Annotated in this window: 18 protein-coding genes; 13 read left to right on the top strand and 5 right to left on the bottom strand. The window is 60.5% G+C overall.

Annotation, left to right across the window (positions count from 1 at the left end; all coding sequences use genetic code 11):
• Positions 1-111 precede the first annotated feature (111 nt).
• Together C1M53_RS28845 and C1M53_RS28840 are read right to left on the bottom strand one after the other, a co-directional pair.
• Positions 112-600, bottom strand: coding sequence for a GNAT family N-acetyltransferase (locus tag C1M53_RS28845; RefSeq protein WP_129415498.1), 489 nt, complete (start codon positions 598-600; stop codon positions 112-114).
• A complete protein-coding gene (locus C1M53_RS28840; RefSeq protein WP_129415497.1) occupies positions 597-1,364 on the bottom strand; it encodes a copper homeostasis protein CutC in 768 nt (255 codons plus the stop codon). The genes C1M53_RS28845 and C1M53_RS28840 overlap by 4 nt, the downstream gene beginning before the upstream one ends.
• A gap of 594 nt (positions 1,365-1,958) precedes the next feature.
• Here C1M53_RS28840 and C1M53_RS28830 point away from each other — a divergent pair.
• From C1M53_RS28830 to ugpC, 3 genes are all read left to right on the top strand, one after another.
• Positions 1,959-2,978, top strand: coding sequence for a hypothetical protein (locus C1M53_RS28830; RefSeq protein WP_165358273.1), 1,020 nt, complete (start codon positions 1,959-1,961; stop codon positions 2,976-2,978).
• Positions 2,979-3,133: 155 nt separating this feature from the next.
• Complete coding sequence (locus C1M53_RS28825; protein ID WP_129415494.1) at positions 3,134-4,453, top strand: alpha-glucosidase/alpha-galactosidase; 1,320 nt, start codon at positions 3,134-3,136, stop codon at positions 4,451-4,453.
• A 113-nt stretch (positions 4,454-4,566) separates the two neighbouring features.
• Entirely contained in the window at positions 4,567-5,649 is a 1,083-nt protein-coding gene (gene ugpC / locus C1M53_RS28820) for a sn-glycerol-3-phosphate ABC transporter ATP-binding protein UgpC (protein WP_129415493.1), read from the top strand.
• A 54-nt stretch (positions 5,650-5,703) separates the two neighbouring features.
• On the opposite strand, the gene C1M53_RS28815 is transcribed toward ugpC, so the two are convergent.
• Positions 5,704-6,657: a helix-turn-helix domain-containing protein gene (locus C1M53_RS28815; RefSeq protein WP_165358272.1), complete on the bottom strand. Its 954-nt coding sequence runs from the start codon at positions 6,655-6,657 to the stop codon at positions 5,704-5,706.
• 306 nt (positions 6,658-6,963) lie between these two features.
• On the opposite strand from C1M53_RS28815, the gene C1M53_RS28810 reads away from it, so the two are divergent.
• The 10 genes from C1M53_RS28810 (at position 6,964) to msuE (ending at position 16,296) form a co-directional block, all read left to right on the top strand.
• On the top strand, positions 6,964-8,232 hold the full coding sequence (locus C1M53_RS28810; protein WP_129415491.1) for a sugar ABC transporter substrate-binding protein: 1,269 nt from the start codon (positions 6,964-6,966) through the stop codon (positions 8,230-8,232).
• 26 nt (positions 8,233-8,258) lie between these two features.
• Positions 8,259-9,146, top strand: a complete 888-nt coding sequence (locus C1M53_RS28805; protein WP_129415490.1) for a sugar ABC transporter permease — start codon at positions 8,259-8,261, stop codon at positions 9,144-9,146.
• On the top strand, positions 9,143-9,973 hold the full coding sequence (locus C1M53_RS28800; RefSeq protein WP_129415489.1) for a carbohydrate ABC transporter permease: 831 nt from the start codon (positions 9,143-9,145) through the stop codon (positions 9,971-9,973). Before C1M53_RS28805 ends, C1M53_RS28800 begins: the two co-directional genes overlap by 4 nt.
• Positions 9,974-10,019: 46 nt before the next feature.
• The gene (locus C1M53_RS28795) at positions 10,020-10,793 is read left to right on the top strand and encodes an SDR family oxidoreductase (protein WP_129415488.1); all 774 of its coding nucleotides are present in this window, start codon (positions 10,020-10,022) and stop codon (positions 10,791-10,793) included.
• Between the two features lie 41 nt (positions 10,794-10,834).
• Positions 10,835-11,587, top strand: coding sequence for an SDR family NAD(P)-dependent oxidoreductase (locus C1M53_RS28790; protein WP_129416406.1), 753 nt, complete (start codon positions 10,835-10,837; stop codon positions 11,585-11,587).
• Between the two features lie 223 nt (positions 11,588-11,810).
• Entirely contained in the window at positions 11,811-12,821 is a 1,011-nt protein-coding gene (locus tag C1M53_RS28785) for an ABC transporter substrate-binding protein (protein WP_129415487.1), read from the top strand.
• 55 nt (positions 12,822-12,876) lie between these two features.
• Positions 12,877-13,665 (top strand): ABC transporter ATP-binding protein, encoded by a 789-nt coding sequence (locus C1M53_RS28780; protein WP_129415486.1) that lies wholly within the window; start codon positions 12,877-12,879, stop codon positions 13,663-13,665.
• Positions 13,662-14,522 (top strand): ABC transporter permease subunit, encoded by an 861-nt coding sequence (locus tag C1M53_RS28775; protein ID WP_129415485.1) that lies wholly within the window; start codon positions 13,662-13,664, stop codon positions 14,520-14,522. The genes C1M53_RS28780 and C1M53_RS28775 overlap by 4 nt, the downstream gene beginning before the upstream one ends.
• A 34-nt stretch (positions 14,523-14,556) precedes the next feature.
• Complete coding sequence (gene ssuD / locus C1M53_RS28770; protein WP_129415484.1) at positions 14,557-15,708, top strand: FMNH2-dependent alkanesulfonate monooxygenase; 1,152 nt, start codon at positions 14,557-14,559, stop codon at positions 15,706-15,708.
• A 27-nt stretch (positions 15,709-15,735) separates the two neighbouring features.
• Positions 15,736-16,296 carry an FMN reductase gene (msuE, locus tag C1M53_RS28765; protein WP_129415483.1) on the top strand — a complete coding sequence of 187 codons (561 nt, stop codon included), beginning with the start codon at positions 15,736-15,738 and terminating at the stop codon, positions 16,294-16,296.
• A gap of 58 nt (positions 16,297-16,354) precedes the next feature.
• Here msuE and C1M53_RS28760 read toward each other — a convergent pair whose 3' ends face one another.
• Positions 16,355-17,695, bottom strand: coding sequence for an EAL domain-containing protein (locus C1M53_RS28760; protein ID WP_165358270.1), 1,341 nt, complete (start codon positions 17,693-17,695; stop codon positions 16,355-16,357).
• 165 nt (positions 17,696-17,860) lie between these two features.
• The gene (locus tag C1M53_RS28755; protein ID WP_129415481.1) at positions 17,861-18,415 is read right to left on the bottom strand and encodes a heme NO-binding domain-containing protein; all 555 of its coding nucleotides are present in this window, start codon (positions 18,413-18,415) and stop codon (positions 17,861-17,863) included.
• Positions 18,416-18,532 lie beyond the last annotated feature (117 nt).

The following is an 18,532-nucleotide window of genomic DNA, read 5'->3' as shown; positions in this document are numbered from 1 at the left end:
GGTCGGCATCCCGCTGGCGTGGGGTTTCCTGATGACACTGGCCAGCGCCTTGCCGCTGTTCCAGTAATGTTTGAAAGGACGCGGTTCGATCGAACCGCGTCCTTTGCGAACCTAAGCCTTCAATTGCTTTGCATAGTAGCGGACGGCCTTCTTGCCGCCGTGGATGACCGCCTCGCCGACTTGCCGGAAACCGAGGGCGGCATGGAAGGCATCCGAGGTCGGGTTGGGTGGGTCCAGGTTCACTTCGCATGTGACGACCTCATGCCCGGCCGCCTCCGCGCGCGCGAACAGGTCTTCATAGAGCCGTCGCGCATGACCGCGTCCGCGAGCGTCGGCTGCAACCACGATGCGGTCGACATATACAAAACGTGGATAGCGCTCCCTGAACCAAAGAAAATTCGGGCTGCTGTAGGTTGCTGTCTGGTCGAAAGTCAGCAGGAAAGCCTCAAGATCACCGATACGGCTTGCCGAAAATGACGTGCCGACCAGTGCAGAAAGCTCTTCCGGTTCCAGCCAGGACAGTTCGGCGGCGTTCTCGTTGTTGAGTGCGAGCACGGCCGCTTCGTCTGCGGCTTGGACGGCTTCGATGGTGTTCGTCACGTGCGCGCAGCCTTGATGGTCGTCGCGACAAGCACCTCGTCGGTCAGGGTGTTGCGGTATTCACGGTCGAGGTCGTCACCGCCCATGCCGACATGCGGGTTGCGGTATAGCATGCCGCTGGCCTCGTCCCTGAGCGAAGCGAAATGCATTTCGGTCAGTCCGGTCTTTGCCCTTACTGCGCCGATGTTCTGAGGATCGAGTGCGCCGCAACCCATGATGATGATGCGGCCGGCGGCCTGTTTGACGAGCGCCGCCAAAAGATCTGCGCCTTCAACGGCAGTGTCGCGCTGGCCAGAGGTGAGCACACGTCCGACCTTGCAGCGGATCAACGCTTCGAGCGCCTCGGCCGGGTCGCGTGTCATGTCGAAGGCGCGGTGACAGGTGACCGCGAGTGGGCCGGCAACATCAACGAGGCCAGTCATGCGCTCTTCGTCGATTTTACCATCGGCAGTCAGGCAGCCGACCACGACACCGGCGACGCCGAGTTCGCGAAGCGCAGCGACATCGGCCAGCATGGAGCGATATTCCGTCTCGCTATAGAGGAAGTCGCCGCCGCGTGGACGCACGATGACATGGAACGGAATCCTGGCCAGTTCCAGCGCCAGGCGAACGGTGCCGAGGCTCGGGGTGATGCCGCCCTCGACAAGGCTGGCGCAGAGCTCGACGCGGTCGGCGCCGGCACGCTCGGCGGCAAGCAGGCCATCGATGCCTTCGACGCAGATTTCGATCACGGGGAGTTTCTTCGTCACATCGGGGCTGGCCAAGGGTCGTTCCAATTCGGTTAGAGGCTGGCGATGATTAGAGCGTTTCCGCCTTGCGGAACCGCGGAACCGCTCTAACTCTTTGTTATTGCACAATTCCGCACGCAAAACCGCTACGCTTTTTTTGCTGGAATTGCTTTAGCATCGCGTGCTGCAAGGCGGAAGCAGGCAGAGCTGGCAAATCGCACGGCCAGCGCGCCGGGACAGGCGGCCGCCTGAGCCAAAGTTACCCAAATCGCTTGTTTCCAGGAGTGATCGCTCGAACTTCGACAAGACGATCTCGGCTGTCCGGCGCAGCTTTTGCACCGGACGGAGAGCGGCATGGGAGCCGGCAAATAAAACCGTCCGAAGCTCTTTCAGAGGGGAAGGACGGAGCATCTCATGAACCGATACTGGCTTTTTGCGCCCGCTATATTGGAGCGTTTGCGCTTTTCGCGGAAACGCGGAAACGCTCCAATTCTTCGTTTTTACGCACTTCCGAACGCAAAATCGCTGCGCACTTTTGCTGGAATTGCTCTGGCTACAACAGCTTTCACCGGTATCGAGCGGGCGTCGGCTGGCGAATGCAGCGCACCTTGCATCGACTACTATGCCTACATGGAAACGGTTGGGAACTGGAACCGGTTTCCACACCATGCCGACGACGACTATTTCGTCGCCGCGCCGACGGTCGAATTCACCGCTTCTTATCGTCCGGTCGAAGGCGTTGCGTTTTTCGGCCATCTCATCACTGAGGAGGTGAAGGACGAGGAACTGGGCGTGAATCAGTATTTTCACCACGTCGGTACCTATGTCTCGGAACTCAATGCACAGTTCCATATCGGTGGGATTGGACTGCGCGTCGGCAAGTTCCATCCGGCTTTCGGCAAGGCCTGGGACATCACGCCCGGTATCCACGGCACTGACCTCGCAGGTAACTATGAGCTGAAGGAACGCGTGGGCGCTTCGGTCGCCTATGGCTTTGAGACGGGCAGCTTCCACAACGAAATCGAGGTTGCAGCCTTCGGGGTGGATCGCAGCTCCCTGTCGGAATCGCTGTTCACCAATCGTGGCCGCCACACCCTGGAAGATGGCGGCGCGGGCAACAGCGACGGTATTTCCTCGGTAGCACTTGATTTCGCCGGATGCCTCGGGGCTGGCGCTGCAGGCTGTTATGACGAGGGCACATTCGGATATCGCCTGGGGGCACGCTATCAGAAGGGCGGCGAGCACAGTTTCGGCAACGAAACCGGGCTGCTTGGGGGACTGAACGGCAATGTGGCCCTGGGCAGCGAGCTGACGCTGAAACTGTTCACGGAAGCCGCCTGGTTCGATAACTTCGGCGGCGGTCCCGACGATGCCCTGTTCCTGACCGTGTCGGCAGCACTGCAGCGCGAGGCGATGACCTATTCGATCGCCTATACCCAGCAACGCGAGCAGATCACCGACGAGCCGGACCTGGTCGAACATCTGTTCGATGCGACTGTCGCCTACAAGTTCGGCCAGGATCTGGGCCTCAGCAATGAGAGTTGGCAGATCGCCGCAGGTTATGCCTTCGACAAGCATGGCGACGACAACAAGCACACATTCGGCATTCGGCTTTCCGCTGAATTCGAGGGGAGCCACGAATTCCATTGACGCCTGAGCCGGGCGGTCCGTTGGTCTGCCCGGCGGTCACTGTCTTTCGGGAATTTTCAGGGGCTCGCCGGCAAGAAATTTGCGCCTGAACAGTAGATTTTCCCTTTTGGAACGCCCGTCCGGGCATCGACTTCACGGACCAAAAGGAACTCTTCATGGCCAAGATTTGCCTCGTAGGCGCGGGCTCCACCGTCTTCGCCCAGAACATTCTCAGCGACGTCTTGAGCAATGTCGAATTGCAGGATTCGGAAATCAGTCTGTTCGACATCGATCCGGAACGACTTTCGACCTCCGAGACGGTGGCGCGCCGCATCGGCGAAACGCTTGGCCTGACCAGACTGAAGGTCGAGGCGACACTGGATCGTCGCAAGGCGTTGAAGGATGCCGATTTCGTCATCCTGATGATGCAGGTGGGCGGTTATCGTCCGGCCACCGTCACCGACTTCGAGGTGCCGAAGAGATATGGCCTGCGTCAAACCATTGGCGACACGCTGGGCATCGGCGGCATCTTCCGCGCACTGCGCACCATTCCGGTGATCCTGGACATCGCCAGGGACATGCGCGAGCTCTGCCCGAATGCGATGATGATGAACTACGTCAACCCGATGGCCATGAACACCTGGGCAACGACCCGTGCTGCATCCGATATCCGCTATGTCGGCTTGTGCCACAGCGTCCAGGAGACGTCCGGCCATCTCGCCCGCTGCCTCGGCGAAGATATCGCCGATATCGACTACACCTGCGCCGGCCTGAACCACGTTTCCTTCTTCCTGAAGTTCGAGAAGCGCCTTGCCGACGGCTCGCGTGAAGATCTCTATCCGAGGCTTCGGCGGATGGCGGCGGAGGGAAGCTTCCCGCAGGATGATTCCGTCCGTTTCGCGGTCCTGCGCCGCTTCGGGCACTTCGTGACCGAATCCAGTACCCATTTCTCCGAATACAATTCCTGGTTCATCAAGCCGGGCCGCGAAGACATCATCGAACGCTACAAGGTCATTCTCGACCAGTATCCGGTGTGGTGTGAAGAGCAGATCGCCGACTGGAACCGTCTGCGTGAGGAACTGGCCGATCCGGACAAGCCGCTGGAGGTCTGCAAGAGCAACGAATACGCAGCGGCCATCATCCATTCGATGGTGACCGGCAAGCCGTCACTGATCTACGGCAATGTCCGCAACGACCGCCTGATCGACAATCTGGTCGAAGGCTGTGGCGTCGAGGTGCCTTGCCATGTCGATCGCAACGGCATCCAGCCGGTGCGCATGGGCAAGCTGCCACCACAGCTCGCCGGCATCATGCGCACCAATGTCAATGTGCAGGAAATGACGGTAGAGGCAGCGTTGACCTCCAGGCGTGAGGCCATCTATCAAGCTGCCATGCTCGATCCGCACACCGCCGCGCAGCTTTCGCTGGACGAGATCGTTTCGCTTGTCGACGACCTGATCGTCGCCCACGGCAACCTTCTGCCCAGCTATCAATAGGGTGTTTGCGCTTTTGCGAAAGCGCGGAAATGTTCTAACTGTCTGTTTTCACGCAATTCCGGACGCAAAAATCTCTGTATGTTTTTGCTGGGGTTGCTCTAGGAGCGGTTTTCATGGCCGGCGTCGAACTCAGGAACATCAACAAGCAATATGGCCATCTGCGTGTCACGCATGACGTCAACATCGACGTACGCGATGGCGAGTTCCTGGTTCTCGTCGGCCCGTCCGGCTGCGGCAAGTCCACGCTGCTGCGCATGATCGCCGGGCTTGAGGAAATCACGGAAGGCACGGTCAGCATCGGCGGGCGGGTCGTCAACGATATCTCGCCCAAGGAACGCGACATCGCGATGGTATTCCAGAACTATGCGCTTTATCCGCATATGACGGTGCACCAGAACATGGGCTTCTCGCTGAAATTGCGCGGCGAGAAGTCGGCCGAGATCGACCGCCGCGTGCGCGAGGCAGCCCAGATTCTGGGTCTCGCCGACTATCTCGAGCGTTTCCCGAAGCAACTGTCCGGTGGCCAGCGCCAGCGTGTTGCCATGGGCCGTGCCATTGTACGCAATCCGCAGGTGTTCCTGTTCGACGAACCGCTGTCCAATCTCGATGCCAAGCTGCGCGTCGTCATGCGCGGCGAAATCCGTGCGCTGCAGCAGCGGCTGGGTACCACTGCGATCTATGTCACGCACGACCAGGTCGAGGCCATGACCATGGCCGACCGTATTGTCGTCATGCGCGACGGTCGCGTCGAGCAGATCGGTACACCGCTCGAACTCTACGATCACCCGATCAACCTCCATGTCGCCGGCTTCATCGGCTCGCCGGCAATGAATTTCGTCGACGGGCACCTCGAGGTAGCCGACGGCGGACTGCATGTTCGTGTCAACGCCGATTGTCGGTTGCGCTTGCCCGCCGGCAAACGTGGCGAGGCAGGCAGGGCGGTGTCGTGCGGGTTTCGCCCCGAACACGTCGCGCTGACTGAAACCGGACCCATTCCTGGCCGTGTCGCCACCGTCGAGATGAATGGTGCCTTCACGACCTTGTTGGTCGATGTAGAGGGACGGCAGCTAACGGTTCAGACCACGGAGCGGCCACGCTGGACAAGAGGGGACGCGGTGTATCTCACCCCACGAACGGAATGTTTGCATTTGTTCGATGCCGAGACGGGCGATTGTCTGGGTGCTCAACCTCGATAATTTGTCGAGGTTTTTACTATAGTATGTTGATTTCAATATTATAATGACAATTGGCTATGATCTGAACTGCTTGCGATAGTCCCGCGGTGTCATTTCCAGCTGACTCTGGAATGCATGGTAGAGCCGGCTCAATGAGCCATAACCACAGGCAAAAGCGATCTCGATGATCGAGCGATCGGTGTCGGCCAGCATCATCATGGCATGGCTGAGGCGCTGACGGCGAATGTAGTGGGCGATGGTGACGCCGAGCACACTTTTGAAAGCTGCCATGGCGTTGGTTGGATGCAGGCCGCATACTCTGGCGATGTCCGCCAGCTGGATGTCGTTCGCGAACTCCTTGTTGATGAAGTTCGTCATTTTCTGCACGCGATCGATCAGCCGGTCATCGGCCTTGGTCTTGGCGGTAGCAAGCCCTCGGATCTCGTCGACCTTCAGGCCGGAGCGATCGTCGATTTCAGCGGCGACACTGCGCAATGCAAGCCGTCGGACGCGTAGCCGCATCTCTTCACGCAGAATCTGAGCCAGGGCCTCGCTGGGTGTCGGCGTCCACTCCCGAGCCCAGCGCTGGAACAGCAGGTTGTCCATCGGGTCGGGTTCGGCCAAGGTCATCATGCGGCCGTTGAGGACCGATGTCTTGAACGCGTCGGGCAGGGTGAGTGCGAGGAACGCCGCGAAGGGCACGTAGGCGCAGATCAGCCGCGCCGGTTCCGTCACCTTGACCACCTGATGGGGCACGCCTGCCCAGAAACAATAAGGCATCTCCGGCTGCAGGACGATGCGGTTGCCGTTGAACAGGTAGGTCATCGAGCCAGATACCATGAAGTTGAATTCGACATGGTCGTGCCAGTGCGCCAGTGGCATTGCTTCCGCCACCTGCAGATCGGCGAAGAAGCTATCCCTCGGCAGGAAATCGCTGTCATCCTCAACTGCGGCGGACAGCTTTCCACGCCGTGGCGCGCTCAGGCGCTTGGACGACGCAAGTTCGGGTGGCGGTGACGAGACATCCATTGCGGCGAGCCTTGTTCGACGCATCAGTGAGCGGTTGTGCGATAGGGCTCAAAGCTAGCCAAGCTGACTGCAATCGTCCAGATGAAGGCTGGGATTCGGGAATTTATTGGCCTCAAATAGGTAGTTTTATCCGCTTTCTGCAATAATCTGGCTATCAACAAAACTGCCGTTCCAACTCAAAATCCTGCAACTCTGGTGGCCGGGAGGGGTTGGCGCAGCGCAGTTGCGCAAGGCGGGCGATCTGATCCGCCACAAGGGGTGAACAAGAAGCGACCGGGCGTTCGGCCGGGCAAGGGAGGAACGAAGATGGCGGATTGGCTGGGGCGTGTTTCGCGTGGTGTTGCATTGGCGGGCAGCGTCCTCTGGTGCTCGACAGCACTGGCAGAGACCGAATTGACGATGACGCTGTTCGGTGGGCCGGTCGACATCGCCGTGTGGCAAAAACTGTCCGCCGATTTCGAAAAGACGCATCCTGGCATCAAGCTGAAGGTCGAGGTCAACGACTGGGATTCCTACTGGGAGAAGCTGCGCGTTCTGGTCGCCGGCGGCACCGCTCCCGACGTCTTTGCGATGGACGCTTCCAACTATCCCGACTGGCAGGCGCGTGGTGCGTTGCTCAACCTTCAGCCTTTCGTCGATGCGGAACCGGACCTTCTGAAAGGCGTCTTCCCGATCTCGCTCGAAGCCTACAGGACGCCCGACGGCTATTATGGGCTGCCGCGTGATATCCAGACCATCGCGCTTTTCTACAACAAGGACATGTTCGACGCCGCCGGTGTTGCCTATCCCTCCGACACCTGGACATGGGACGACCTGCGCGTCGCTGCCAAGAAACTGACCAGGGACAAAAATGGTGACGGCACCATCGACCAATGGGGCCTGTTCGCCGAACTGATCGACATGGAGGTGTTCTGGAGCAGCGTGCTGTGGTCCTATGGTGCCGAGATCGTCGATGTGAAGAACGGCAAGACGCTGATCGGCAGCCCGGAAGCCATGAAGGCGTGGAATTTCATTGCCGGCATGGTCCTCGACGACAAGTCGATCCCGACGAGCGAGCAACTCCGGCAATTCGGCCTCGACGGTTTCCAGGCAGGCGTTACCGCCATGGGCGTCAGCGGCCATTGGTCGGTACCCGATTATGTACCCGCTGCCTTCAAATGGGGTGTGGCTCCGATGCCGAAAGGGCCGGCTGGACGCGCCACCAGCATCAACAGTGCCGGTTTCACCATTTCCTCGACAACGCAACATCCCAAGGAGGCCTGGGAGCTGCTGAAATTTGCCATCGGCCCGCATGCCCAGGAGGAATTGGCGCAACTGGGCTTTGCAATCCCGATCCAGGAGGCGATCACGTCAAGCCCTGCCTATCTTGTTCAGAAGAATGCGCCGATCGACCACAAGCTGTTCGTCGATGCGCTTGCCTACGCGCATCTGAAGCCGGTGTTCAAGGGTTACGAAGAGTGGGCTTCCGCGGTGGGTGATGCATTGCACCGTGCCTGGAGCGGGGAAGTTCCGATCGCCGACGCGATCAATGAAGCGGTTGCCGCGGGCGACGAAGTCCTCGCCAACAATCGTTAGACCGATCGGCCTTTCCGGGGATTGCCTTGTCCAGTACCTTAAAGCCACTCAGGGGCGAGCGCGCAAGTTTGCTCCTGCTGCTCGCGCCGACATTGCTCGGCCTCACCATCGGCGTGTTCGGCTCCGTGCTCGCCACGCTGGCGCTGAGCTTTTTCGACTGGGATATGCTGACCCCGATCAAATGGGCGGGCACGAGCAACTACAGCAGCCTTCCCAATGACCGCATGTTCGGCACGGCGCTGATCAACACTACGCTGTTCTCGCTGATCTATGTACCGCTGACCCTCGCCATCGGCTTTGCCGTGGCCTGCCTCATGAACCGCCACATCCGCGGCATCTCGCTGCTGCGCGCGTTGTTCTTCCTGCCGGTGGTATCATCGCCGACGGCGGTCGGTTTGCTGTGGAGCTGGATCTTCGCACAGGACCAGGGCGTGCTGAACTCCTTCATCACGGCCCTGGGGGGTAATCCGGTCAACTGGCTCGGACCGAAGGTCATTCTCTATTCCGTCGTCATCGTGAATGTTTGGGGCGCCATAGGCGAGGGCATGATCGTGTTCCTGGCCGGACTGCAGGCGATCCCGCGCGAATTGTATGAAGCTGCACGCGTCGACGGAGCCACTACCTGGCAACGCCTCATCTACGTGACGCTGCCGGCCATGGTGCCCAGCCTGTTCTTCCAGGGCGTGCTCTCCACCATCCACGCCTTCCAGGCTTTCGACTACATCTACATGCTGACGCGCCTGTCCAACGGCAATTCGACCTTCCCGACACTGGTCTTCTCGGTCTACCGCACCGGCTTTCGCTTTTTCCGCATGGGTGATGCCGCGGCTCAGGCTGTTGTGCTGACCGCCATCATCGCGCTGTTCACCCTGTTCTACATCCGCATCCAGAAGAAGTTCGGAGCAGAAGCATGAGCCGCCGCGCCGATGAAATCCGTGGCAATGTCGTTGCCGTGGCGCTGCTGCTCACCGGTGGCATCGTCATGGTCGCGCCATTCATCTGGATGGTCTCGACATCGCTGAAACTGCCGGCCGATCAGTATTCGCGCTCGCTGATCCCACCGATCTTCACGTTCGCCAACTACCGCGACATCTGGACCATCATGCCGTTCCACATCATGCTGTGGAACTCCTTCAAGATCGCCATGATCGCAACGTTCGGACAGTTGCTGACCTGTTCGATGGGCGCCTTCATCTTTGCAGTGACTCGTTTCCGTGGCCGCGACGCGCTGTTCTTCCTGCTCTTGATCACGCTGATGGTGCCGCAGCAGATCACCACCATCCCGCAGTTCATCCTGTTCAAATGGCTTGGCCTCTATGGCACTCAGGTGCCGATGTACCTGCCGAGTTTCCTCGGCGGTGCCTTCGGCACCTTCCTGCTCAGGCAATATTTCAAAACCATACCGATCGAACTGGCTGAAGCAGCGCGTATCGACGGGGCAAGCCTGCTCACCATCTACTGGCGCATCTACCTGCCGCTGGCCAAGCCTGCGCTCGCCGCCTTTGCCATCTTCGCCTTCATGTTTTCGTGGAACGACCTGTTCACGGCGCTGATCTATCTGCCGAGCGACATGCAAACCACCACCTTGCCGGTAGGGCTTGCGCTCCTGCAGCAGCAATATGCCGGCAAATGGACATTGATGATGGCGGCCGTGCTGATTTCCGTGGCGCCGATCATTGTCGCTTTCCTGATTGCCCAGAAGCAGTTCATCGAAGGCATCTCGATGTCGGGCTTCAAATAGCAAGCTGCCCCACCACTGCACACAACTCAAAAGAGGAATTGCTTCGATGACATTGAGGCTGGAAAACCGCGTCGCGCTGGTGATCGGCGCCGCGCGCGGCATCGGTGCGGCTATCGCCGAGAGGTTCGTGGAGGAAGGGGCGAAGGTCGTCATCGCCGACCGGGAAGTGGAAGCGGGCGAGGCGACGGCCGAACGGCTAGGCGGGCAGTTCACGCAGATCGACGTTTCCTCTTTTACGGACACCCGCAAGGCCGTCGGCATTGCCGTCGCAGCCTACGGCACGCTCGACATCCTGGTGCAGAACGCCGGCATCTATCCGTGGACACTGATCGAGAACACCTCACCGGAGGAGTGGGACGCCGTGCTGGGTGTCAACCTCAAGGGCACATTCCTGGCCGCCAGGGCGGCGCTGCCGGTCATGCGCGAGAAGGGATACGGCCGCATGATCTTCACGTCGTCGATCACCGGGCCACGCGTCACCAGCCCTGGCCATGGCCATTATTCGGCGAGCAAGGCCGGCATCAATGGCTTCATCAAGTCGGCGGCCCTGGAGTTCGCCGGCTACGGCATCACCGTCAATGGACTTGAGCCAGGCAACATCCTGACCGAAGGGGTGAAGCAGCATCGGTCGGAGGCATTCATCCGCACCATGCAGGAAGCGATCCCGCTCGGCCGGCTGGGCACGCCACGCGACATCGCCAACGCAGCGCTGTTTCTCGCTTCCGACGATGCCGCCTACATCACCGGCACGACGGTGGTTGTCGATGGCGGCCAGACCCTGCCGGAAGGCAAGGATTTTCGCATCAAGCCCGACGCCTGAGCTTCTCCATTTTCCCAAAGGACCATCCCATGAACCGCCGTATCAATGCCGTCGATCTTTCCAGTCGTGTTGCCGTGGTCACCGGAGGCGCACAAGGCATCGGCCTTGCCGTGGCGCGCCGCCTTTTGTCCTCGGGCGCCAAGGTAGCCATCTGGGATTTGGACAAGGCTGCGATGGAGGCCGTCATTGAAGACCTGTCCGCGTTGGGTGCGGTGAAGGCAATCTGGTGCGATCAGGCCAGGATCGAGGCCGTCGAGGAAGCGGCGGCCGAGACGGAGCGGGCTTTCGGCGTTGTCGATCTTCTGGTCAACAATGCCGGCATTGCCGGGCCGGCCGTACCGCTGGTCGACTACAATCCGGATGCCTGGCGGCAGATCGTCGACATCGACCTCAACGGCGTCTTCTACTGCTGCCGGCGATTGGTGCCCAGCATGATCGAGCGCAATTATGGCCGCATCGTCAATGTTGCTTCGGTAGCGGGCAAGGAAGGCAATCCGAACGCTGCCGCTTATTCGGCGGCCAAGGCGGGCGTTCTGGCGTTGACCAAATCACTCGGCAAGGAACTCGCTGGCCATGACATCGCCGTCAACGCACTGACGCCTTCGCCGGCACGCACGCGTATCCTTGAGCAGCTTACGGAAGCACAGGTGACCTACATGCTGGGAAAGGTGCCGCGCGGTCGTTTTGTCGAGGTCGAGGAAGCCGCGGCCATGGTCGCCTTCATGCTCTCAGACGAGAACTCCTTCACCACAGGTGCCACCTTTGATCTCTCCGGCGGCCGCACCACTTACTGAGGAGTCGCTTCGGAACATTTTTGCCGGTCTCGGGGGTAAAATCTGCCGGATCGAACCCCGGGTTCGGCATTTCAGCGTGTCGTTAGACAGATCGTTCACATGTGCGGTGACATTCGCAAAAAGCTTTCTGAACTAATTCTACAAATTCAGTAGCGTTTAACCCGATCAGCGACGTGCGCTGATGTTTCGAGGGGCAACCTCGATCATGGAAAGGGGTAAACGCATGCGCAAACTCTTCACCGCCGCCCTCGCGGGTCTTTCGCTCGGCGCTTCCGTCTCGCTGGCTTTCTCCGCGGACGACAAGAAGGTGGTCATTGCCTATCAGACCGGCTCGACCCCTTATTTTGTTGGCATTGCCAATGGCGAGATCGCCAGGAAGACGGGCTGGAATATCGAGTTCCGGCGCTTCAACTCCGGCGCCGACATCTTCGCTGCCATTGCCTCGGGCGCCGTGCAGATCGGTGATGTCGGCTCCAGCCCGTATGCTGCCGCGGTCTCCAAGGGGCTGGATGTCAAAGGCTTCTATATCTCCTCAGTCTCACGCGACGGCGAGGCACTGGTGGTTCGGCCCGAGATTGCCTCTCCAAAAGATTTGAAGGGCAAGAAACTGGCTGCGGCACCGGTTTCCACTGATCACTATCAGCTGCTTGCCGTGCTGAAGCAGGAAGGTATTTCCGAGAAGGATGCCCAGGTCATCGCCATCCCACAGCCCGAGATCGTCGCTGCCTGGAAGCGTGGCGATATCGACGGCGCCTTCGTCTGGGATCCGGCGCTCTCCGAGCTGAAGAAAAACGGCAAGGTGCTGCTGACCGCCGGCGAAGTGGCCGACCGCGGCGCCCCGACCTTCAGCGCGCTGGTCGCGACCGGTGAATTCGCCAAGGAACATCCCGATTTCCTGACGCAGTATGTACAGCAGGTGGACGGCTATTTCACATCCTTCGCCAACGACAAGGCGGCCTGGGGTCCGGATTCGGAAAACATCAAGCTGATCGCCGGCCTGCAGGGCGGCACACCGGCCGACCATGCCGAGCGCATCAAGACGACGGTGGTACCGCCGCTCGCCGAGCAGCTCTCCGACAAATGGCTTGGTGGTGGCGAAAACAGCGGTGTCGCCAAGATACTCAAGGATACCGCTGGCTTCCTGAAGGAACAGCGCAAGATCACCGCAGTGAAGGACAACTACGGCGCCTTCGTCGATCCGCAATACGCGGCTGCAGCCAAGGTCTCCAATTGACGATTTGAGCAGGCGCAAGCCGGACACGGTTCGCGCCTGCTCTCGAGGGTTCACCATGCTTCAGATCCGCGACGCCAGCGTCACCTTTCCAGCCTCTGACGGCAGCGCTGTGCATGCACTCGACCATGTATCGCTGGATATCGCGCCCGATTCCATCGTCGTTGCGGTTGGTGCATCGGGTTGCGGCAAGTCGACCTTGCTCAATGCCATTGCCGGGTTCCTGCCCTTGACCGCTGGTTCGATCACGCTGGACGGTGAGGAGATCGATCGTCCCGGTGGCGATCGTGGCGTCGTCTTCCAGAAGGATACGCTGCTGCCCTGGGCAAGCGTCGTGGACAACGTCGCGCTGGGGTTGAAATTCGCCGGCGTCTCGAAGAGCGCGCGGCGCCAGCGTGCCCGCGAACTGCTCGATCTGGTCGGCCTTGCCGATTTCGCCGACAAGCCGCCATACGAATTGTCGGGCGGCATGCGCCAGCGTGTCGGCCTGGCGCGTGCCCTGGCAACGGACCCGAAGATCCTGCTGATGGACGAGCCGTTCGGCGCGCTCGACAGCCTGACCAGAGAGACGATGCAACAGTTGCTGGCTTCTGTCTGGGCTCGCACCGGCAAGCAGATCCTGTTCATCACCCACTCCATCGAGGAAGCGCTGACACTGGGAACCACCGTGGTGGTGATGTCGCCACGGCCTGGCCGCATCGTCGCGCGCTTCGAGGCTGGCTTCGTGCGCGAATTCGCCGAGACGGGCGACATCGGCCCGATCCTTTCCGATCCGCGTTTTATCGAGCTGCGCGAGGAGATCCGTGCGCTCATCCATCGGCCAGCAGGCAAAGGAACCTTGCAATGACGCTTGCCGCAGATCCTCGCGCAGTCTTCACGCACGTCCAGCCGGCGCCGAAGCAGCGTCGCCAGCCCGCGACCCGGACAGGCAGGAGTGCTTCGTCCGGAACGCTTCTGATCAGCACGATAACCCTGTTGGCGTTGCTGTCCTTGTGGTTTGCCGCCACCCAGCTCGGTTGGGCTTCGCCGCTGTTCCTGCCGTCGCCTGCGGAGGTGTTGACGCAGTTCCATGCCGTGGCGATTGACGGCTATGCCGACGGCACGCTTCTGCAACACACATTGTCTAGCCTTGGAAGGATTCTCGCGGCGCTCGGCATCGGTGTCGTTTTGGGGGTGCCGATCGGCCTTCTGATGGGACTTAACCCCTGGGTTCGGGGCACGCTATCGGTGCCGATCGGACTGTATTGGGGGTTGCCGCCGCTCGCCTATCTGCCACTGCTGATCATCTGGCTGGGCATCGGCGAATCCTCCAAGATCGTCCTGCTGTCGCTGTCGACCTTCGCGCCGATCTGCTTCTCGGCCCAGGCAGGCGTGCGATCGGTACCGGTCGAGCGCATCAATGCGGCGCTATCGCTCGGCGCCACACGATTGCAGCTCTTCACCAACATCATCCTGCCTTCGGCATTGCCGGAGATACTGACCGGCCTGCGCATCGCGGTCGCCGCCGGCCTCTCCTGTCTGGTTGCAGCCGAGCTCATCGCTGCCCGTTCCGGCCTTGGCTACATGATCATGTCGGCGGCCAACTTCCTGTCCACCGATGTCGTCTTCGTCGGCCTCATCCTCATCGCAGTGCTGGCCTTCCTCTTTGCCAGCGGCATGCGCTGGCTGGAGCGCCGGCTGGTGCCCTGGAAGGGCAAGATCTGAACCATCGATACAAAGACCGCAGAAGGAACATCCCATGTCCAACGCGCCCCTCGACGTCTACTGGTATCTGCCGACCCATGGCGACGGGCCCTATCTCGGTACCGATGAGCGCCATCGGCCGGCAACTTTTGGTTATCTGCGGGAGATTGCCCAGGCTGCGGACCGGCTCGGTTTCAAGGGCGTTCTCCTGCCGACCGGCACGCGCTGCGAAGATGCCTGGATCACGGCGGCTGCATTGATCCCGCAGACCGAACAGTTGCGTTTCCTGGTGGCGCTGCGGCCGGGCAGTGGTACGCCGGCGCTGTTTGCGCGCCATGCCGCCACGCTCGATCGTATCTCCAACGGACGTGTCCTGCTCAATGTCGTCACCGGTGCCGACCCGGCCGATCTCGCTGGCGACGGCAACAAGCTCAGCCACGCCGAGCGTTACGCCCAGACCGACGAATTCCTGACGATCTGGCGCGATATCCTCTCCGGTGAAGAGGTGAATTTCGAGGGCCAGTATCTTTCGGCGAAAGGCTCCGACCTTTCCTTCCCTCCAGTGCAGAAGCCGTACCCACCGCTCTGGTTCGGCGGCTCATCGGATGCCGGCATTGCCATCGCCGCCAAGCATGTCGATGTTTATCTCAGCTGGGGTGAGCCGGTCGACCAACTGGCCGAGAAGCTGGAGCGCGTGCGCGCGGCAGCGGCACGGGAAGGGCGCAGCATCCGCTTCGGCTTGCGCATCCATCTCATCGTGCGCGAAACCGAGGAGGAGGCCTGGGCCGCGGCGGACCGGCTGATCAGCCATGTCACCGACGAGGTGATTGCCGAGGCGCAGAACAACTTCGTCAACGTTTCGGAATCGGTCGGCCAGAAACGCATGTCGGCGCTGCACCAGGGCCGTCGCGACAAGCTTGTCGTTGGCCCTAATCTATGGGCCGGGCTCGGACTGGTGCGGGGCGGGGCGGGGACGGCGTTGGTCGGCAGCCCAGACAACGTCGTTGCCCGTATTCGCGAATATCAGGCGATCGGCATCGAGACCATCATCGCCTCTGCCTATCCGCACCTGGAAGAGGCCTACAATGTTGCCGAACTGCTCTTCCCGAAGCTCGACCTGCATGGCGCGGCCGCGCCGGCATTGCGCGGCTGGGATGTCGAATTCGGCCGCGGTGTGCGCCCAAGCGTTGCCGCCTCGGCATCCTGATACGTATTGGAATAAAGGAGACTACCCATGACCCGCGCGCGCATTGTCGGCTTTTCCGGCAACATCACCCGGCCGTCCAAAACCCTGGCATTCGTCGACCACATCGTCCAGGAGATCGGCCGCCGCAACGGTTTGCCCGCAAGAAGCTGGGACATCGAGGACCTCGGCCCATCGCTTGTCAGCGCCCGGAGAGCGACAGCACTGGACGAGCCGGCGCAGGCGGTCCTGCAAGCGATCACGGAAGCAGATGTCCTTGTCATCGGGTCGCCGACCTACAAGGGCAGCTACACCGGTCTGTTCAAGCACTTCTTCGACCTGCTTGATCCATCGGCATTGCGCGGCAAGCCGGTGCTCTTGACCGCGACCGGCGGTGGCGATCGCCATGCGCTGATCGTCGAGCATCAGTTGCGGCCGCTGTTCGGTTTCTTCGAAGCGTTTGCGCTGCCGACGGCCGTCTATGCGACTGACCGCGACTTCGACAATGGTGTGCCTGTCTCGGAAGCGCTGTTAAGGCGTGTCGCACAGGCGATCGGTGAGGCGGAGACCGTGCTCGGCAGCCGTGCACCGCTTGCCGTAGCGGCGGAGTAGAATTCCGTTTGCCGCCGCAGCCTCTTCGATCACGCCTGGTTGCGGCGGCCGCTTGTCATCAACCTTTGGCCTTCAGATGTCGCATCAGGTCATTCAACGGCATTGGTCGTCCGAACAGATAGCCTTGCTGGATGGAACAGCCGCAGCTGGTCATTCGCTCCGCCTGACTCTCAGTCTCGATGCCTTCCGCCACGATCTGAAGTTCGAGCGCCTGTGCGAGCTGAACGATTGCCCTTACCACGGCCTCGGACTGCCGATCATCGCTGATGTCGCGGGCAAATGAGCGATCGATCTTGATGACGTCGAGCGGCAGCCGCCTGATGTATGAAAGGCTTGAATAGCCCGCTCCAAAATCGTCGAGGGCAATTCGGACGCCGCGCGTGCGGAATTGCGAGAGACGCTGTTCTGCTTGCTCGAAATCGAAGAGCAGAAGGCTTTCCGTGATTTCCAGCTGCAAGGCGGAAGGCGGGAAGTCGTGACGCGCCAGGATCCTGGCGACCTGCTCGACCACGGAGGGGGAGCGCAGGTGGCGTGGGGACAGATTGATCGAGACATAGTCGAGATGTCCGTCGCGGATCAGCTGGTGCATCTCCTGACAGCAGCGATCGATCATTGCGCGACCGAGTTCGACGATCAGTGAACTTTCTTCGGCCAGTGGGATGAACAGCCCGGGAAGAATGAGCCCGCGCTCTGGGTGTTGCCAGCGTGCAAGCGCTTCGACACCGACGATCCTGTTGCTCCCGGCGCAGATGATGGGTTGGTACCAGGGCTCGATTTCTCCCGCCGCCACCGCAGCGCGCAGCTCTACTTCAAGGCCTTGGCGGCTATGAAGCTCGGCAGCCATGGTGTCGTCAAACTCCGTCCACGTCGAGCGTCCGGACGACTTGGAGTGATAAAGGGCGACATCGGCAAAACGTTGCAGGGTTGGAGAATCCGAAGCGTCACGAGGAAAGCTTGCAAAGCCCACGGAACAGCTGACGATCAGTTGCAGACGACCACAATCGATTGGCTTGCTCATCGCTTCCATGATCTCGGTCGCGATCTGGCGAACCCGCTCGCTTTGAAGCGGCGTGATGCAGATGATGCCGAACTCGTCGCCACCCAGCCGCCCGGGCACCTCCGTTCCCCTGCAGATCGTCCGCAGTCGGGTTGCCACCTCGAGCAGAACCGCATCGCCGACGGCGTGGCCGTAGTTGTCGTTGATTTCCTTGAATCGATCGAGATCGGCAAACAGAAGCTGCACCGATCCGCCATGAACCTGGGCCGTGTGGATGGCTGCATCGAGATCACGCGCGAAACTGACCCGGTTGGCAAGCGCAGTCAAAGGATCGCGTTCGGCGAGAAACAGGGCCTGCTGACGAGAGACCTCCAATTCGTGGGTGCGATCGAGCACGCGCATCTCGAGGTCGTTTGCCAGCGCTGTCAGATGGCTGTTGGCGTTGTAAAGCTCCAGCGATTTCGCCTCGAGCAGCCATTCTGCCTCTTCGCGGGCGCGTCGTTCCCGCTGCAGGCGGCGCTCAAGACGCGCAACGCGATCGCCGGAAGTTTCGGTTTGCGGCAACATCTAGGCTGTCGCGCCTGTCTTCCGGATCGAGAACCGGACGAACTTCTCGCCATCGTTTTCGAGCGCGCTGCTTTCTACCCGCACGGGTTCGCCATAGAGCTGGGCTGCGCCGAGAATGAGACCCGAGGCGAGGGCCTCGAAGGGACGTTTGCTGTGGTAGTCGAGGTGCATTGTTGCACTTCCGAGGCGCTCGGCCCGGAATTCGGGCAGCTCCGCGTCGGGATAGAGTTTTCGCACCTCGACATGGATGTGATTGTCGATGCTTTCGAGAAAATCGAACAGCGTGGGCGCTGTCCTGAAGAAATCAGGGAATGATGCCTTGAAACGCTGGATTAGGTGCTGGCCGAACAGACTGAGCAATTCGTTCGGTGGTGTGTTGCTTTGCGCAGCCAGCGTGGTGACCAGGGATTGCATTTCCTTGTGGTCATATGTCCCCACGGCCGTATAGGCGCCGCCACTCGGCAGATCGGAACCCTCGATGAGGTCATCCACCGCATCCTCTCCGTAGGTTTGTTCCACGAAGCCCAGCAGTTCGGTGAACACCATGCCCTTCATGTCGGCTCCCGGAATTTAAAGCGGTACCAATGCGAGCATAAATTTTAGAATATAACCTACAACTAATGTCATAGCTAAAAATGAAAAAAGCTTTGTGTTCACACCTATTGGCTACTG

Origin of the sequence: Mesorhizobium sp. Pch-S (assembly GCF_004136315.1) — a bacterium.
In the GTDB taxonomy this organism is placed as follows: Bacteria; Pseudomonadota; Alphaproteobacteria; order Rhizobiales; family Rhizobiaceae; genus Mesorhizobium.
Note: the sequence above shows the minus strand (reverse complement) of the source record. Positions and strands in the feature narration are given on the sequence as shown.

What these genes read in the sequence shown, in the direction of transcription:
- C1M53_RS28830 (WP_165358273.1), top strand. Translation starts at nt 1,959, where the DNA reads ATGGAAACGGTTGGGAACTGGAACCGGTTTCCACACCATGCCGACGAC.
- C1M53_RS28825 (WP_129415494.1), top strand. Translation starts at nt 3,134, where the DNA reads ATGGCCAAGATTTGCCTCGTAGGCGCGGGCTCCACCGTCTTCGCCCAG.
- ugpC (WP_129415493.1), top strand. Translation starts at nt 4,567, where the DNA reads ATGGCCGGCGTCGAACTCAGGAACATCAACAAGCAATATGGCCATCTG.
- C1M53_RS28815 (WP_165358272.1), bottom strand. Translation starts at nt 6,657, where the DNA reads ATGGATGTCTCGTCACCGCCACCCGAACTTGCGTCGTCCAAGCGCCTG.
- C1M53_RS28810 (WP_129415491.1), top strand. Translation starts at nt 6,964, where the DNA reads ATGGCGGATTGGCTGGGGCGTGTTTCGCGTGGTGTTGCATTGGCGGGC.
- C1M53_RS28800 (WP_129415489.1), top strand. Translation starts at nt 9,143, where the DNA reads ATGAGCCGCCGCGCCGATGAAATCCGTGGCAATGTCGTTGCCGTGGCG.
- C1M53_RS28795 (WP_129415488.1), top strand. Translation starts at nt 10,020, where the DNA reads ATGACATTGAGGCTGGAAAACCGCGTCGCGCTGGTGATCGGCGCCGCG.
- C1M53_RS28785 (WP_129415487.1), top strand. Translation starts at nt 11,811, where the DNA reads ATGCGCAAACTCTTCACCGCCGCCCTCGCGGGTCTTTCGCTCGGCGCT.
- C1M53_RS28780 (WP_129415486.1), top strand. Translation starts at nt 12,877, where the DNA reads ATGCTTCAGATCCGCGACGCCAGCGTCACCTTTCCAGCCTCTGACGGC.
- C1M53_RS28775 (WP_129415485.1), top strand. Translation starts at nt 13,662, where the DNA reads ATGACGCTTGCCGCAGATCCTCGCGCAGTCTTCACGCACGTCCAGCCG.
- ssuD (WP_129415484.1), top strand. Translation starts at nt 14,557, where the DNA reads ATGTCCAACGCGCCCCTCGACGTCTACTGGTATCTGCCGACCCATGGC.
- msuE (WP_129415483.1), top strand. Translation starts at nt 15,736, where the DNA reads ATGACCCGCGCGCGCATTGTCGGCTTTTCCGGCAACATCACCCGGCCG.
- C1M53_RS28760 (WP_165358270.1), bottom strand. Translation starts at nt 17,695, where the DNA reads ATGCGCGTGCTCGATCGCACCCACGAATTGGAGGTCTCTCGTCAGCAG.
- C1M53_RS28755 (WP_129415481.1), bottom strand. Translation starts at nt 18,415, where the DNA reads ATGAAGGGCATGGTGTTCACCGAACTGCTGGGCTTCGTGGAACAAACC.